Origin of the sequence: Polynucleobacter sp. UK-Kesae-W10, from assembly GCF_018881575.1 — a bacterium.
Classification (GTDB): Bacteria; Pseudomonadota; Gammaproteobacteria; order Burkholderiales; family Burkholderiaceae; genus Polynucleobacter.
The window spans coordinates 887,495-903,302 of record NZ_JACVQB010000001.1 but is presented as its reverse complement, the minus strand read 5'-3'; the positions used below and the strand labels follow the sequence as shown (position 1 = coordinate 903,302).

Here is a 15,808-nt window from a genome sequence, read left to right as displayed (position 1 = left end):
CGCCTCTGGGCGCCAAAGCCCTAAAACTCAGCATGAATCCTAAAAGAGGCGATATTTACTGGCCCGCGGGCTGAGTTATAGGCCGGATTATTAATGTGCTGAAAGTTCACTCCGAGAAGGACATTCTTCACGACCATGGCGTTGTAATAGACCTCCCCGATCCTCTCTGGACGATAGGAAATTGCCTGGCCAGGACCAGCATAGTCACCAATGAAATACGAAACGCCCCCACTTTGCAAATAATTTTTGCGATAGCTTGATAAACCGTTTTGCATCATCGAAATACCGATCGTATCGCTCGCACGTTTCCAGCCAGTGCCATTCAAACTCATACCAACAGATACAGAGTTATCTGCTTCTGTGAATGACATGGTTTCTGTGTGACCATCTGAAGTAAAGGCGCGGCCATAAATACCAAGGTCTTTAGTCAAAGCCTGCTCACCATTGATGCCAATACCAGTTTTGTATTGATAGTTCGTACGCACATTATTGATAGCTTGCGTTCCTTGAGCATTATTAGCAATCACGTAATTGGTTGCATCCTGAAAACGCGCCAAAATCATTTTGTTGCGATAGGCCAAGATGCTCACCTTACCCGGTAAGTCGCCAATAGCATGTTGGCGCTCTATCTCAAACTGATCGCCGTAAGCGTTAAATACTTGCCAATTAAGGTCTAAGCCATTCGGCGTCTTTGGTGCTAGCATGCGTGAAGCCCTTAGCACCCAATTACTCAGGTACCACTCCCCCGCCAGGCCAGTACTGTAGCCGCGTGCATCGGCAGCATAGTCATATGCCAGATAGGTCATATTGCCCCAGTTCATGAACTGAATACGAGGGTCTTTTGCGTAACGGCTATCGTCAAAAATATCCAAAGTAGAAAACTGACCAGCAGTAACAACTACACGATTACTGCTCACTGTTTGAGTAATTTGATTGGCTTCATTTTCAAGAACAACTTTTTCGCCTTCTTGATTGATGGTCTGACGCACAAAGGCGCGTGCAGAATAAAATTTAGCTTGCGCACCTGCGGCTTTAGTTGCTTCACCGTTAGTAAAGCCGCCTAAACCAACTAAACCAGAAAATGGCACGCCAGAAACTACTTCTGGGTTGAAATAAATATCGGTATTGGGCGCAAGACGTGCACCAAAAAATAAAGTGCCAGTCCAGGTATAACTCATCGACCTCTGTGCATTCAAACTATTTTGACCTGCATAAGAGGAAGTGAAATTGTTATAACGCTGATTGATGTAAGTGGTTTGACCGTGAATATTTACTGGCAAACCCAAGATCTCACCCTCAGTTGGCAGACCTTCAATCGGAGCAGCAAAACTCTCGATTTGGTCGGCACCCGAGCCTGCCCTCTGCGCAAAGGCAGAAGCAGTGGACAAACTTAACAGGAGAATGAGCAAAAGCTTGCGGGTCATTCACGATTTCTGATTGGGCTACCTGGCTAATAGCAAAAGGTAGCTGATTGATGGAAAAATTCAGCGACTCACAGCCTAGGATTGAAGCCTAGGGGGTGGCGTAGACCAAATTATCCCCAAAAGAGAGCAATTTACCTAGTATTTATGTCGCATGGATGACAAAGGGACGCTGATTCGACACGTGCCTGTACCTCAAAAACAACTGAAGTTAATTAGCGACGATCCATTAAAGCGCGTGCAAGCGTGCCGGCATCGACATACTCCAGCTCACCGCCAACGGGAATACCACGCGCAATACGTGTGACCTTAATGCCTTTAGCTTTGAGTACCTCGCCAATATAGTGGGCTGTTGCCTCACCTTCGCTGGTGAAGTTGGTGGCTAGTACCACCTCCCGAATAGGTACGCCAGTATCGGGACTCTCAATACGAGTCAGCAAACGGTCAAAGTGAATCTCATTAGGGCCCATGCCATCGAGTGGTGAGATACGGCCCATCAATACAAAGTAATTGCCTTTAAAGCTCAAGGTTTGCTCAACCATGACTTGATCTGCTGGCGTCTCCACAATACAGAGCAAGGAAGGATCGCGACGATCATCAGAACAGGTGCTGCAAATCTGTGTTTCTGAAAAGGTATTGCAGCGCACGCAATGGCCAACAGTCTCTACCGCCTCCCCCAAAGACTGCGCCAAGACCGCTGCGCCATTACGATCATGTTGCAACAAATAGAATGCCATCCGCTGAGCAGACTTCGGACCCACTCCAGGCAATACACGCAACGCCTCGATCAAACGACCAAGCGCATCTTGTGGGGCTTCGTGACGTGCCATTTAGTTCAGCGGTTCGGTAAGAATAGGAATCAGAAAGGCAGCTTGAAGCCCGGAGGCATTGGCATACCAGCAGTAGCGCCAGACATCAATTGACCGCTAGCTGCTTCCACTTGTTTAAAAGCTTCGGTATAGGCAGTCACGATCAGGTCTTCTAACATCTCGCGATCATCCATCGCGCCTGGATCAATTTGTACGCGCTTGAGTTCGTATTTACCAGAGACGGTTACCTTCACCAAGCCGCCAGCAGCTTGACCTGTAACCTCTAGCGCAGCCAATTGCTCTTGCGCCAATTTCATTTTCTCTTGCATCTGCTGAGCCTGTTTCATGAGGCCAGCAAGTCCACCTTTCATCATCGCTTCTTTTCCTTAATAACGAAGAACTATTTAACTTGCATACAATTAGAGAGGCTTCACGGAGCCGCCAACTACTTTGGCCCCAAACTCTTTTTCTAATTGTTGAATAAATGGATCAGCAGCAATCATTTGCTCTGCATTCATTCGTTTCTCTTGGTGAATCTGAGCATCGACCTTAGCAACAGTCTTGCCTTCGACCTCACCTTTTTCAATTAATATTTTTACTGGCTTACCAAAATAGGCTGTCAGTGCATCCGCGAGACGAGCTACCGATGCCTCAGAAGCAAGCTGTGGCATTGGGGTCACGATCGTGGCGCGCACACCAGCTGCCGCATCATTCCAATCTTGTAACTCTGTCTGAAACGCCAACTGCTGAACGAGGCCACGCACTGGTAGTTGACGCATCAAAGCATGCCAATCTGGACGATCGGCAGCACTTGCGACTAGCGCGGCAGCCTTTGGTGCTATTGAGGCTGCGGCAGGAGCAGTATTTTGACTAGTGCTTTGAGTTGCCGCTGGAGCTGTCTTTGGGGCAGGTGCAGCAGATTGATTGGCTGGAGCAGCTGCAGAGCGAGCACTTGCCGCTGGAGGTGCAGAAGGCGCTGGAGATCCTACGCTACCGCCACCACCATTGCCCGGACGAAAAGCCAACATGCGCAAGAGCGTCATGGCAAAACCGGTTTGCTCATCTGGAGCAAGTGATAAATCGGGACGGCTAGTAATCGTAATTTGATAGAAGAGTTGCGCCTCTTCTTTTGAGAGCTGAGTCGCTAAGCGGCGAATCTCTGCTGCTTCAGGCCAATCTTCTAAAACAGATTCGGGAACTACTTGTGCAGCAGCAATCTTTTGCAAGAGACTAGATAAATCTTGTAATGCCAATGAGAAAGACATGCTGCGCTCACCCATTTCATTAGCTACGGCTAAGAGGCTTGCGCCATCCTTAGCAATTAAGCAATCCAAAATACGAATGAGATAAGCATCATCTAAAGTGCCGAGCATACCGCGTACAGACTCTTCTGTGACCTTACCAGCAGCATAGGCAATCGCTTGATCAGTCAGCGATAGCGCGTCACGCATAGAGCCTTGAGCTGCTTTGGCTAGAACACGCAATGCATTGACTTCATATTCCACTTTTTCTGCGGCGAGTACTTTTTCAAGGTGTTCAACAATGAGCGGCACCGGCATTTGCTTGAGATTGAACTGCAAGCAACGAGACAAAATGGTTACAGGTATCTTTTGTGGATCAGTCGTCGCCAGGATAAATTTGACATGCTCTGGCGGCTCTTCCAATGTTTTGAGCATGGCATTAAAGGCATGATTGGTGAGCATATGCACCTCGTCAATCATGTAAACCTTGTAACGACCATTACTGGGTGCATAAGCCGCCTTCTCTAATAGAGCGGCAATATCGTCAACACCACGATTGCTAGCAGCGTCCATCTCGATGTAATCAACAAAGCGACCTGCATCAATTTCTATGCAGGCTGGACATTTTCCGCACGGCTCTGAAGTCATCTTGCCAGAACCATCAGCTCCGGTGCAATTGAGTGCTTTGGCCATAATGCGGGCAATCGTGGTCTTACCTACCCCACGGGTACCCGTAAAGAGCCAAGCATGATGTAGGCGACCTTGATCTAGAGCATGGGTTAAAGCCTTAACCACATGGTCTTGTCCTACTAATTCAGAGAATGTTTTGGGGCGCCAGGAGCGGGCCAATGCCAGTGCTGTCATGTCTTACATTCTAACAAGCTAAAATGGAATTGGATGGGCCTCCCCGCATGGTGGGTTGGATAACCTGGTCAGGTCGGGAACGAAGCAGCCAAACCCAATTTCTGCCAGTGCCGGGGGTTTGGCTCATCCACCCTTTCCCATAGCAAAAACAGCGATTCAGAAGATCTTCAGAATCCTGAAAATTCCCCAAATCAACCAAATAATCAGCAAAACCAGAACAGTTCGTGCATCTAGCGAGATGCGAAAAAGTTGGAGCTGCTTATGAGAACACTCAATAGATACTCGCAAGACTGATCTCTCCTCTATAGAAAGATTGAGCGTAGAACGATGAGATCTTGGTTCATAGGGCCGCAAGATGATTTCGCTGTAAGCCAATGGATGATCAAGGCACAATAGCTCCATACAAACTGAAAAATTACTTATGCCCCAAGCCATTATTTTTGACGTAGAAGCCACCGATAAAAATGACGCCGTCATTATTGAAGCAGCTTCTCTTGACCTCACCTCACTCAATCCCTTTGAAGTAGGCAACCCTTGGGTACAGCGTTATAACCCCGGTAAACCGATTAGCCTAGGCGCTCTTGCTACACATCACATTCTGGATGAAGAGCTGGTCAATTGCCCTGCTAGCAGCTCCTTTAGATTGCCTGCTGGCACTAAATATCTGATTGGCCACAATATTGATTTTGATTGGCTTGCGATTGGTAAGCCTGAGGTTAAACGCATCTGTACCCTGGCCCTTGCACGCAGCCTTTGGCCCGAACTCGATAGCCATACCCAAAGCGCCCTTCTCTATTACTTTGAGCGTGACACCGCTAGAGATCAATTACGCAATGCCCATAGTGCTTTAGCGGACGTTTGGATTTGCTCCAAGATTGTTGGAAAAATTATTGATCAGTTGCATCCAGTTTCTTTGGACGCACTTTGGGAGATGTCTGAGAAGGCCAGAATTCCGACCATCATGCCTTTTGGCAAGCACAAGGGTGAGCCGATTAGCCAAGTTCCCAGTGACTACAAGCAATGGATGCTACGCCAAGACAATGTGTCTGAGTATCTACGCAAAGCCTTAGAAGCTAAATAAGCGCCTTTACTAGGGAATAAGGAATCCGTGATTTCCTTATTCCCCTTCTAGGCCTACTGCTTGTTTACTGCCCTCTACCGTATTACTGATATTTACGATTGAAGATTTGTCTTGTATTACCTTCATCGCGCTTCGTGTTTTTCAACACAGCGCAATAAGACAGGATCATGATCACTGCCAATGAGATACCGTTAAAGTTATTCATCAAGTTGCTGATTGTGTTCATTTGCTTCTCCTTTATGCGTTGTTGCGGGTACTAAATTGATTAATGGGTTTATCTAACGACCGGCAACTCATCCCACTGCGTGGTGTAGTTGGGTGATTTATTGCCTGAGCGCATTTGCCATGCTTGCTTGGTGCCAGTGGCAGCCGATCTAATGACGGCGTTACCAAAACGGTTATTAATCTCATCCATGGCCTTCATTAAGTGCGCAGACTTGCCCTTGGATTCGATATCGTCAAACAGGGATTGCTGCACTGTAGGCTTATCGCTAATCAGATTCAGAATGACACCAGCCTTCTTGTACCGAAAACCTGTTTGGTAGATTTGTTTTAGGCCTGCGAGTGCTGCATTGGTTAATGTCAGCGTGTTATCACTAGCATCAGACAATGGCATCGTGATGCTCTGATGGTGTTGTGGCTCATGCGGCTTAAACGGATTGGTCTGAATAAAGACTGTCAGCGCACCCGTCACACCATGTTGACTTCTGAGCTTCTCCGCGGCCCTCGCTGCATGGGTTGCAACTGACTCAGCAAGCTCTGCCTGGCTGGTAACAAGCTTGCCAAAACTACGGGAGGCGATGATTTGCTGTTTCGCTGGCGCTACCTCTTCCAGTTGTAGGCATGAGGTACCACGCAACTCATAGCAAAGACGCTCCATCACTACGCCGAATTGCTGGCGCATGACCTGAGGAGAGACCTGCAAGAGATCAAAGATGCTATGAATACCTTGCGCTTTGAGTTTTTTAGTGATTTGCCTGCCAATACCCCATACCTCACCCACCTCTGTTTCACTCATCCACTGGTAGAGCTCAGATTTAGGCATGGCATTGACATCACAAACGCCAACAAACTGTTGATGTTTTTTAGCCAAGTGATTGGCAAACTTCGCCAAAGTCTTGCTGGCACCAATACCAACACATACCGGCAGACCAGTACTGGCTTTCACGCTCTGCTTGATGCTTTGACCTAGCTCTAGCGTGTCTTGGTATTGCTTTAATACCGTTTCAATTTGCAAAAAACTCTCGTCGATGCTGTACACCTCTAGATTAGGCGTAAAGGTTTTGAGTACCTGCACCACGCGATTACTCATATCGCCATACAAGGTGTAGTTTGATGAATAGGCTTGAATCCCGTGCTTCTTGGCCAGGCCTGCCATCTGAAACCAAGGAGTTCCCATCTTCACGCCCAGCGCCTTCACTTCGGCGCTACGCGCTACTGCGCAACCATCGTTATTAGAGAGCACCACCATCGGTACTTCTTCTAACTTGGGCTGAAATACCCGCTCGCAAGACACATAAAAATTATTCACATCGACTAGTGCAAATAATGGAGTTGGCGTATTTGATGCGCTAGGTAAATAGCTATTCATCTCGCTGACCCCCCTTGCTGTATCTGCTACTGGCATTGCTGTACTTGCGCACGACACCCACCACAACACCCCAGATTTGCAATTCACCGCCTTCGGCAAAGGTAATCGGTTGATAGCTGGGGTTCTCTGGCTGAAGTTCAATGCGGCCGCGCAATTGATAGAGGCGCTTAATGGTGTACTCACCATTAACGACGGCAACCACGATATCTTTGTGTTTAGGCTTCAGGGCTTTATCCACAACCACCTTATCGCCATCACAAATGCCCGCACCCAACATCGAATCCCCTTTGACGGTGAACATAAAAGTAGCGGGTTTGTTCTGCACTAGATACTGATTCAGATCGAGGCCATCCTCAGCGTAATCTGCGGCAGGACTAGGGAATCCAGCAGAAATACGATGGCTCAGTAACTTGAGCTCATAGGCGGCAAAATATCCTGCCAAGGCTTGTGGTGCCTGGCTCAGAGTCACTTTTTGTTCGCTCATTTGCTGGTTCATAGTCGTTAATATACTGTATGTTTATACAGTATATGTAAAAACCGCAAAAATGAGGTCTTTTTTGTTGCTTTTGCGCTTATTGCCTCAATTTTAGGCAATAAAAAACCACCCGAAGGTGGTTTGGTGCGACTGCTTTTGCCGGTGCGCTTTGTTGCTCCTTGTTACTTTTAGCGCTGATCAGCAAAAAGCAAAAGCCAAGATTGCAGGGTCATCTAGAAACGCATTAGAGAGATAAACACTGGCTCGAAAAAGCCAAGGGCTTGCAGTCTCCATGAGTTCTGAAAAATAGGTCATTGCCCTATTTTAACCCCCTAAGAAGTCGGCCTTACCAATCTCTACTCCGTTATGACGCAGGATGTTGTATGCCGTCGTCACATGGAAATAGAAATTAGGCATGATCCAAGCGAACAAGTATTGCTCGCCAATAAATTCAAAGTTCCATTCTTTAATCGAGAACTTGATCTCTTTGGTTTCAGTGCCATCCACTTGAGCAGGCTGAATACTTTGCGCAAAGGCGATTGTTTTTGCAATGCGTTCTTGCAACTCTGCAAAAGTACTTTCATGATCCTCAAACTTCGGCGGCTCAATACCGGCCAAACGGGCCATGCCATTTTTGACTTGATCACAAGCAATCTGTACCTGCTTAGAGAGTGGAAACATATCGAGGGCAAGGCGATCTCCTACCAATACCGCGCCATCGACGTTCTTCGCTTTGGCGAACGCTTCACCCTTCTGCAGGATATTCGCAAGATTGGTCAGCATCTTGGTGAACTGCGGAATCGATGCTTGATACATTGAGATTGCCATGGTGATATTACTTTCTATATTTTTAAATACGCTAATGAAGTTATTTATTCAGGAATGAATCAGACGTCATCCATAAAACCACCGCCGCCGCCATCATCCCAAGAACTACCACCGCCGTCATCCCAAGAGCCAGCATCGTTCACACCAAAATTCGGGGCATCCACTTGACCGCCTACTTGATTGAAGTCACCGTTCACATTTCCTGGATTGGCATGATTACCGCCACCCATGAGATGGCTAGCCAAGGCTTCACCTGCAACCATGCCTGCGCCTAATGCGGCACCGGTTGCAAGACTTCCCATGAGTCCACCACCCATGCCACCAGCTGGTGTAGTGGGATATCCAGGAGGATAGCCTCCTGGGGCGCCTGGATAAGGGCCATTTGCTGTAGGGGCGTTATAGACCTGCACTGGATCAGGACGTTTTCTGAGAAAGAACATCACCCCGGCAATTAAGATCGCAATCAAAATCCAAAAGAGTGGGCTCGTGAAGATTGAGCCAGCGCCCGCATTGGTGTTCATGTTATTCGCTGGGACAGTGCCCGCACGCAACTGCGCCTGCAAACGCTGTACGGATTCTGGTTGCGCAAAAGGCAATCCTGGCGCTAAGTTTTCTGCTTGTACAAAGGCATTTCTAGCGGCATCCAACTTGCCTTCTTTGAGATACAACTCAGAAGCAATGTAGTGGGCTTTGCCGCTATTAGGGTGGTTCTTAAGGACTTCTTGCATCATGGCATCAGCCTTAGCCAATTGCCCTGACTCAATAGCTTGATAGACTTCGGGCAATGTCGGCTCTGCAAAAGCCAGATTACTCGTCAGCAATAGAACGCTTGCGAATACGCCGACGAAGAACTGAAGCAAATTACGCATTTTCATCATGACTCCTTGTGGGATGTTTTGCTGCGATTCTTATTATCACTTGTTTAGGTATTTTTTCTATTCCCCATCTATATGGGGGCTTTTAAGGGGAATTCAAGATCGCCAGCCTAGCCAATCTGGTGCATCTTCCCTTCAGCAGATATCAAGAAAGCCTTATTGGGCTTATCTGGCCGAATTCGGGTAAGTTCAGTCCGATAGTTTTGGAGTTGCTTACGGTAGTGCTCATACTTCTCACTGCCCACCTCTGGAATCGTGAGCTTGTAGTCGATGATGGCCAGATGATCGTCCAACTCTACCAAACGGTCCATGCGATAGCTCTTGCCATCCTTGCTCGCTATATCCAACTCATTCCATGCAGCAAGCCATTGGCCGGAGGTGAGATAGAGTTTGAGCTCTGAGGCTTCTAATACGGTCTTGGTACGCTCGATCACTTGCTGGGCATGCGATTGATCCACGCCGAGCCAATGCATGAGCTCCTGTTCACTAGGCATTGGAGGTTTTTTCGCACTAGCTGAGTCTGGCGTCAAGAATTCTAAGAGCTTATGAAAATGCGTACCCTCTTCCAGAATTTCTGGGTCAAGCGTTTGTTCTACCTCATCCCGATTGATCTGTACCGAAGTACCACTCGCGATCTCCAGTAGCTGCTGCTCATGATTGCGCTTTGCTGGATCCCATGACACTTGAAAGTCTTCGATACTAAAAGTATCTGGACTTTGAGTGCTAGCTACCGGAGTATTTGATTCTTTAGCAATATCCTCCGACATTGCTGGTAATGCCTCTATCGTCGGCAGATTACCAAGCTGCACTCTGGCATACCAGGACTTTGGATCTAAGCCAGTGGGATTATTCGTGCTAGCTTCTTTTGCTACACCACTAATCCACAGGCCCTGCTTAGCGCGCGTCATCGCAACGTAGAGTAAGTTCCAGTTTTCATTCTGACTAATTAGCTCTTCATCATCGCGAATACTGCTACGCGGCGCAGTAAGGCTGGCTTTGGTATACATCGATACATGCGCTGGGCTTCGGTCATTTGGTGACCATTCGAGCAGCACTCCAGAGTGATCAGAAGCACCCACCGTATGGTTAGCGTCCAAGATGATGACAAAGGGAGACTCCAAGCCTTTTGCACCATGAATCGTCATGAGGCGCACGCGCTGATGGCGATCCTCTTCTGACATCTCGCTTTCTTCATCGATCTGCGCTAAATCTAGCTCAGCTTCAGCCTCGACATCACCCTCATCGGGCGTTTCATCATCATCCCCGCGACGCATCGTATTGATCTCATCAATAAAGCGACTCAAACTAGGATAACGACCACCATCTTGATTAAGTGATAACTCCAAGAAGGCATCCAGGTTGGCTATGATCTGCGCGCGATTTAAAGGTGGGGCACTGATCGCATAAGCAAAACGTAAATTACTTTCTTGATAGATTTGATCCAACAAGTCATGAACAGGCAAGCGCTCAGCCAAAACACGCCAATGCTCTAAAAAATACGCTGCCTGTTGCGTTAAGGCATCGGAACTATCCTGCAATGCATCCCACCAAGAGCGGTATGGATGGCTCGCCCTAGCAATACTCAGATGCTGCATCTGCTGATTGGTAAAGCCAAAGATGGGGCTTCTTAAGACTTGCGCTAAAGGCAAATCGTGTCGTGGCGACAATAAGACTGTTAGCAATGCCACTAAGTCATCAATCTCCAAAGTATTGAGTAAACCGCCCAAGCGAGAACTGTCATAGGCTAGATTAGCCTCACGCAACGCTCTCTCAAACTGCGGCAAGTATTTACGGCGCTTGACCAGCAACAGAAAGTCGCTCGCCCTAGCTGCCCGCCAAACCATCTTGCCATCTTGCTCATCCATCACTTGATGTGTTGCCATCACTTGATGAATCAACCGACTAATTACCTGACCTTCGACGTAGCGCTGTGTAGCAGCAACAGTTTGATTAACATCGGTAATGGGCGCATCAAAAGCGTTTCCAATGCGAGGCGCTAACTCTTCCTTGACGTAAGGAATCAGTGGCAATAAGGCGGCCTCACCCTCTTTTGCATACGCTTGAGCTGGACACCCCTCTGCCAAGGGCTTCCACAAAGTAGATTGCTCATGAAACTCATAACTAGGGGGTAACTGGGGGCGGGCAAAAGTAGCGTTGACTGCTGAGTTAATTTTTGGCGCATTGCGACGCGTTGTGTCTTGATCGAGCGCTATTGCATTCAGATGCTCTTTTAAGAAGTCTTTAGCGCTCGCAAATAAACGAGGGTCTGCCCTTCGGAATCGGTAGATGGACTGCTTCGGATCTCCCACAATAAAGACACTTGGTTTGTTTTGATCTTCACCATAGCCCTCAAACCAAGAGCGCAATATTTGCCATTGCAAAGGATTCGTATCCTGAAACTCATCGATCAAGATATGTTTGTATTTAGCATCTAAGCGGGCTTGCAGATAGGCAGCATTCGCAGAGCTGGCCATTAACTTACTGACACCAATTTCCAAGTCATCAAAATCGCGTACGCGCATCGCCTCTTTTGTCGCAGCGACATGATCCATCATGCGCTCACTCATCGCAAACCAGGCTCGGTTTAGTTCATATACGGTTTTTTCAGCTTGCCAATCTAAGTATTCAACAAAAGCTTGTGCCCAGGCTTGCTTGTAGGCAATGTGATCAGCCTCTAGATGGCTCAAACCCTCATCTTTTAAATACATCTTCACCGCGCTAAGCGCCTTGTTATTATTCGAGCGAGGATCGCCCTCGCCCGTTAAAAACACGAGCTGCAGATTGTTCGCCACTTCCATCACATCGCCACCACGCTGCATACACTCGAGTGCATTGACTAAGCGCGGCAATAAATCACTCTCTTGAGTACTGCTATGGGCAAAACAGCGAATCAAAAACTCAAAATCAGCTCTAGCATTGGGTGCATGCCACATCCGCAGCAAAGGATTTTCGAGATTTAGTCTAGGTAAAAATTGCTTGAAGTGTTCAATCGGTGTAATACCTTTATCCCTACATGCCTGAGCAAAGAAAGTCCAAGCGCCACGTTGTTTCATGAGGCCATAGTTACCCATCAAAAACTGCTGGGTATTACTCGCGCCCAATTCATTTAAGAGAACGTCATAGTGCGTTTTCAAATCCGCAGGCAGATCGCCCCACCAATCATCCAGACATTCCTCTAATAGTCTTTTGCTATCTTCGCGCAAACTAAAGCCAGGCTGAACTTCCGCTGAGATAGGCGCTGCGTTTAATAACCTGCCAAACCAACCATGAAAAGTGTCGATCACGATACCTTGCGGGCTTGCTAAGACTTTGAGATAGAGGGATCTTGCTTGTGGAAGCAATGCTCGAGCCTCCGCACCGCTAAGCCCTCTTTTTTCTAACTCATTACTCAGCGTGAGGTCATCAGCGGTTGAGAATTCCTGTAACAAACCATACAGACGGTCACGCATCTCTTGCGCTGCTTTGCGCGTAAACGTTAAGGCCAGAATTTCATGGGGTTTAGCGCCAGCCAATAAGAGACGAATCATGCGGGCGACTAATAACCATGTCTTTCCGCTACCGGCACATGCCGACACAATGACGGATTGATGGGGATCGCAAGCGATAGCATTATCAAACTGCTTCATCACCACATCCCCTTCCGACAAATACCTCTTGCCTCACAGTATTGACATACGCCATCAGGCGCAAATGCCACCAACGCTTTACCTGACCAAAGTTGTTGTAGGTCTTGCGTCAACTGCTCATCAAACGCTGGCATGAGTTCAGAAACACTATCCATCTCTAAGGCGCGCTGCAGTTTTTTGTCGCGCTTAAGATCCGCCTTCAGAGAGACCCACTCCGCTTTTTGAACCGCATAACCCTGTAGCCCTGCTCCTTGGGGATTTTCATTAGCAGCACGGGCGTATATCAGCAATTGAGGATCGTCTAACAGATGCTCGGCACGCTTTTTGATTTTTGTGATGGACTGATTTTTGTAATCAATCACCTCAGCGATCTGACCTGCTTGTGTATTGATATCAAAACGATCGGCCCGCCCTTCAATCCGAATAACTCGACTCTCTCCCTGCGCATCGACAAAGCGCAAATCAAATCCCACTTGATACTCAGAATTGTGATAGCGCCAGCCATCCGCCTCTCTTTGCAATTGCCAATCGACAAAACTTGGTATTTGCTTCTGCCAGTCCCGCAGCGTTCCCAAAACTCTGCCATCCCCTTCGATCAAGCGCTTAAATTCTTTTTCAGAAATGGTATTGAGCTGGCGCTCCATCCACAAGCGGCGCGCTTGCGTGTTACTCGTGATTTGGGTATCGGGCTGTTGCTCTTCGGTCTTGAGTGCTTGATAGAAGTTGCGCAGTAACGCATGGAGCGATTGTCCCGCCAGAGAAGCATCAAAGCCGTCTTCAAATTCTTTTGCTTCGCGCAAGCCCAACACACTGCGGACATAGTATTTGTATGGGCAGTCACGTAATGCCTTATACGCGCTTGGGCTCATCGATAGCGGTAAAGGCAAGTCGCGATCTAAGGTGGTCATTGCCTGTTGGAGCGGTTTTGCTTTGCCTTCGAGCAACTGAGGCTGAGACACCATTGCTTTCCAGTGCGGTAACTCCGCTTGTAATCGCTGTATCCAGGCTGATGGCCTAAGCGGTTCGCCGCTTTTACTCTTGCTCTGCCACAGCAGATCTACGCTGGCGCAAGAAATCAATAACTGGGAAAAGTCTCTAGCCTGCTGAATATATTGCGCATTGATCGTGGATGCTTTGAGCAAGCGATTGAGTGCATCTGAGAAAAATAATGGGGGCTCCGCAAATGCGGGTAAATGCTGCTCATCACAACCCACCACAACTACCGCATCAAACACTCTGAAGCGCGTTGCACTTAAGGGCAGAATACTCAAGTTCGCTTGAGTCTCTTTACCAGCCTCCTCATACGATGCTTCTTCCATCACCGACTTCATCAAACTAATCCACTCGGGCAAACGCATGCCGACACTCTGGTAATCGGTACCCTGCAAATCGAAGGTATGCATCACCTCTAAGAGCTGCTTACCAGCGGCATCTTTTTCTAAAGCCTGAGTCATGCCCATGTCTTGCAAATCACGCTGTAAGAGCGCGTATGCATTAGCGCAATTGAGAGAAAGCTCTTGCCATGCATGGTGGCGCTCCCTGACAAACTGCAATAACTTTAAGAGTGCCTCATTGGGGATGGAATCATGATTTGCAGCGTAATCATTGGCGCGCTCAACGGCCATGTAGAAGGTTTCCCAGCCAGACCTCGCCTGACTGGCAATCAGAATATCTTCTAATTGCGCCACCAGACCAATACAAACTTCAGGCGTCTTTTGAATACACGCAGGGATATCGAGAAAAGGATTCTGCAAAAACTCCAATAAGGCGCTAGCCGTCGGTCCCTCCTTGGGGGCACGTATTAGCTCTAACCAACTATTGAGTGCTGCAGCTGCACGAGTGGTATCCAATTTCCAACCTGTTTCATCACGGATATTTAAGGCTGGGCCCAAGCGCGCTAATAACGCCCTGACTCTTCGCGCCACCAAACGATCTTGCGCAACGAGTGCAATATTTTTCTTACCCTCAATAAGGTGGGTCTCGATCGATTTAGTGGCAGCCCAAGCCAATTCTTCAAATCGTCTCGCAGAAATCAAATGCCAATTTGAAGATGGTGCCAAGCGAATATTGTTTGCAAGCTGTTCAGACTGCTCTGCATTTAAATCAAGCAACTCCCCTGCTTCACTTTCTCCACCAAGCGCCTCAGACCATAAAGCCACAGACCGCCAATCTAAAGTGACCTCTACTACGGGGGCATATTGGGCGTAGTCAGCCAGATACTGGCGCATGACCTCGCGCTCAATGGGCTTAGGGTCGGCGGTTTGCACCCAAATGAGCGGCCTAGGCTTTTGTAGCTGAGTCTTGGCCTGCTCTAGGTGAGCTGCCATAGCAAACTGCCTACGAAAGACGGCATCACCAGCCCCACTCAAGTAGCGCCAAAAAGTGAGTAAGACCTCAGATTCTTGATCTACTACTTTTCGTGACAGATCTGGATATGCAAGTGCGATAGTTTTTTCAAGGAGAACTTCTAGTTGCTTGGTCCACACATCAACATCGAGTGAACCACTCTGAATGACCTGGTTTAGCTGTTCTTGCAATTGTGGAATGATGGCTTCAGACAAAATATCGCATGCATCAATCACGGCTTTTGCTAAACCCCATGCACCTGAATCGCTCTCTGCCTTAAACCAAGATTTGAGCTTCGGGTGTTTACGCAAATTGACATAAACCGAGATCCACCTCTCTAGGTCACTTTGCTTTTTAGGAAACTTCCAGGCGCCTGGTGCGACTTCTAACCAATCGGCAAAACTCATCACTTGAGGCAAGAAAGCAAGATTGCTTGGTAGAGCGCTGGGTCGATTTTTTTCCAGTGCCGATCTCACCCCGATTAGGGGGCCTGCGGTACTCAGCACTACCAAGGGGCGCTGCTGGGTTTGCACTGCACAATTCCAAATGCCTCCGGCTAACGCATCGAGCGCCCCAGCGTTGGGCGCAATCGCCCAGGCATGTGGCTGCTTTTGGTCAGAAATCCGAGGGAAAGACTGGGGCATGAATGAA

Annotated in this window: 12 protein-coding genes and 1 other RNA gene; 2 read left to right on the top strand and 11 right to left on the bottom strand. The window is 48.1% G+C overall.

Going from position 1 to position 15,808, the window contains the following annotated elements; all coding sequences use genetic code 11:
• Positions 1-20: 20 nt before the first annotated feature.
• The 4 genes from ICN24_RS04750 to dnaX all read right to left on the bottom strand — a co-directional run bounded on the left by ICN24_RS04750 (position 21) and on the right by dnaX (position 4,335).
• Positions 21-1,424: a carbohydrate porin gene (locus ICN24_RS04750; RefSeq protein WP_216221723.1), complete on the bottom strand. Its 1,404-nt coding sequence runs from the start codon at positions 1,422-1,424 to the stop codon at positions 21-23.
• Between the two features lie 212 nt (positions 1,425-1,636).
• Entirely contained in the window at positions 1,637-2,251 is a 615-nt protein-coding gene (recR, locus tag ICN24_RS04745; RefSeq protein ID WP_216221722.1) for a recombination mediator RecR, read from the bottom strand.
• Between the two features lie 29 nt (positions 2,252-2,280).
• A complete protein-coding gene (locus ICN24_RS04740; RefSeq protein ID WP_216221721.1) occupies positions 2,281-2,604 on the bottom strand; it encodes a YbaB/EbfC family nucleoid-associated protein in 324 nt (107 codons plus the stop codon).
• Between the two features lie 45 nt (positions 2,605-2,649).
• On the bottom strand, positions 2,650-4,335 hold the full coding sequence (gene dnaX, locus ICN24_RS04735) for a DNA polymerase III subunit gamma/tau (RefSeq protein WP_216221720.1): 1,686 nt from the start codon (positions 4,333-4,335) through the stop codon (positions 2,650-2,652).
• Between the two features lie 32 nt (positions 4,336-4,367).
• Between dnaX and ffs the strand changes: the two genes are divergently transcribed.
• Positions 4,368-4,466, top strand: an RNA gene (gene ffs / locus ICN24_RS04730) — signal recognition particle sRNA small type.
• A gap of 290 nt (positions 4,467-4,756) precedes the next feature.
• Positions 4,757-5,416 carry a putative quorum-sensing-regulated virulence factor gene (locus ICN24_RS04725; protein WP_216221718.1) on the top strand — a complete coding sequence of 220 codons (660 nt, stop codon included), beginning with the start codon at positions 4,757-4,759 and terminating at the stop codon, positions 5,414-5,416.
• A gap of 82 nt (positions 5,417-5,498) precedes the next feature.
• On the opposite strand, the gene ICN24_RS04720 is transcribed toward ICN24_RS04725, so the two are convergent.
• From ICN24_RS04720 to ICN24_RS04690, 7 genes are all read right to left on the bottom strand, one after another.
• Positions 5,499-5,642 carry a hypothetical protein gene (locus tag ICN24_RS04720; RefSeq protein ID WP_216221716.1) on the bottom strand — a complete coding sequence of 48 codons (144 nt, stop codon included), beginning with the start codon at positions 5,640-5,642 and terminating at the stop codon, positions 5,499-5,501.
• Positions 5,643-5,690: 48 nt separating this feature from the next.
• A complete protein-coding gene (locus ICN24_RS04715; RefSeq protein WP_216221714.1) occupies positions 5,691-7,007 on the bottom strand; it encodes a Y-family DNA polymerase in 1,317 nt (438 codons plus the stop codon).
• On the bottom strand, positions 7,000-7,491 hold the full coding sequence (locus ICN24_RS04710; protein ID WP_255532565.1) for a LexA family transcriptional regulator: 492 nt from the start codon (positions 7,489-7,491) through the stop codon (positions 7,000-7,002). The genes ICN24_RS04715 and ICN24_RS04710 overlap by 8 nt, the downstream gene beginning before the upstream one ends.
• 315 nt (positions 7,492-7,806) lie before the next feature.
• Positions 7,807-8,310 (bottom strand): DUF1993 family protein, encoded by a 504-nt coding sequence (locus tag ICN24_RS04705; protein WP_216221710.1) that lies wholly within the window; start codon positions 8,308-8,310, stop codon positions 7,807-7,809.
• 59 nt (positions 8,311-8,369) lie between these two features.
• Positions 8,370-9,185, bottom strand: coding sequence for a tol-pal system YbgF family protein (locus ICN24_RS04700; protein ID WP_216221709.1), 816 nt, complete (start codon positions 9,183-9,185; stop codon positions 8,370-8,372).
• Positions 9,186-9,295: 110 nt separating this feature from the next.
• Positions 9,296-12,811, bottom strand: a complete 3,516-nt coding sequence (locus ICN24_RS04695) for an exodeoxyribonuclease V subunit beta (RefSeq protein WP_216221707.1) — start codon at positions 12,809-12,811, stop codon at positions 9,296-9,298.
• On the bottom strand, positions 12,811-15,801 hold the full coding sequence (locus ICN24_RS04690) for a PD-(D/E)XK nuclease family protein (protein ID WP_216221705.1): 2,991 nt from the start codon (positions 15,799-15,801) through the stop codon (positions 12,811-12,813). Before ICN24_RS04690 ends, ICN24_RS04695 begins: the two co-directional genes overlap by 1 nt.
• Between the last annotated feature and the right edge of the window lie 7 nt (positions 15,802-15,808).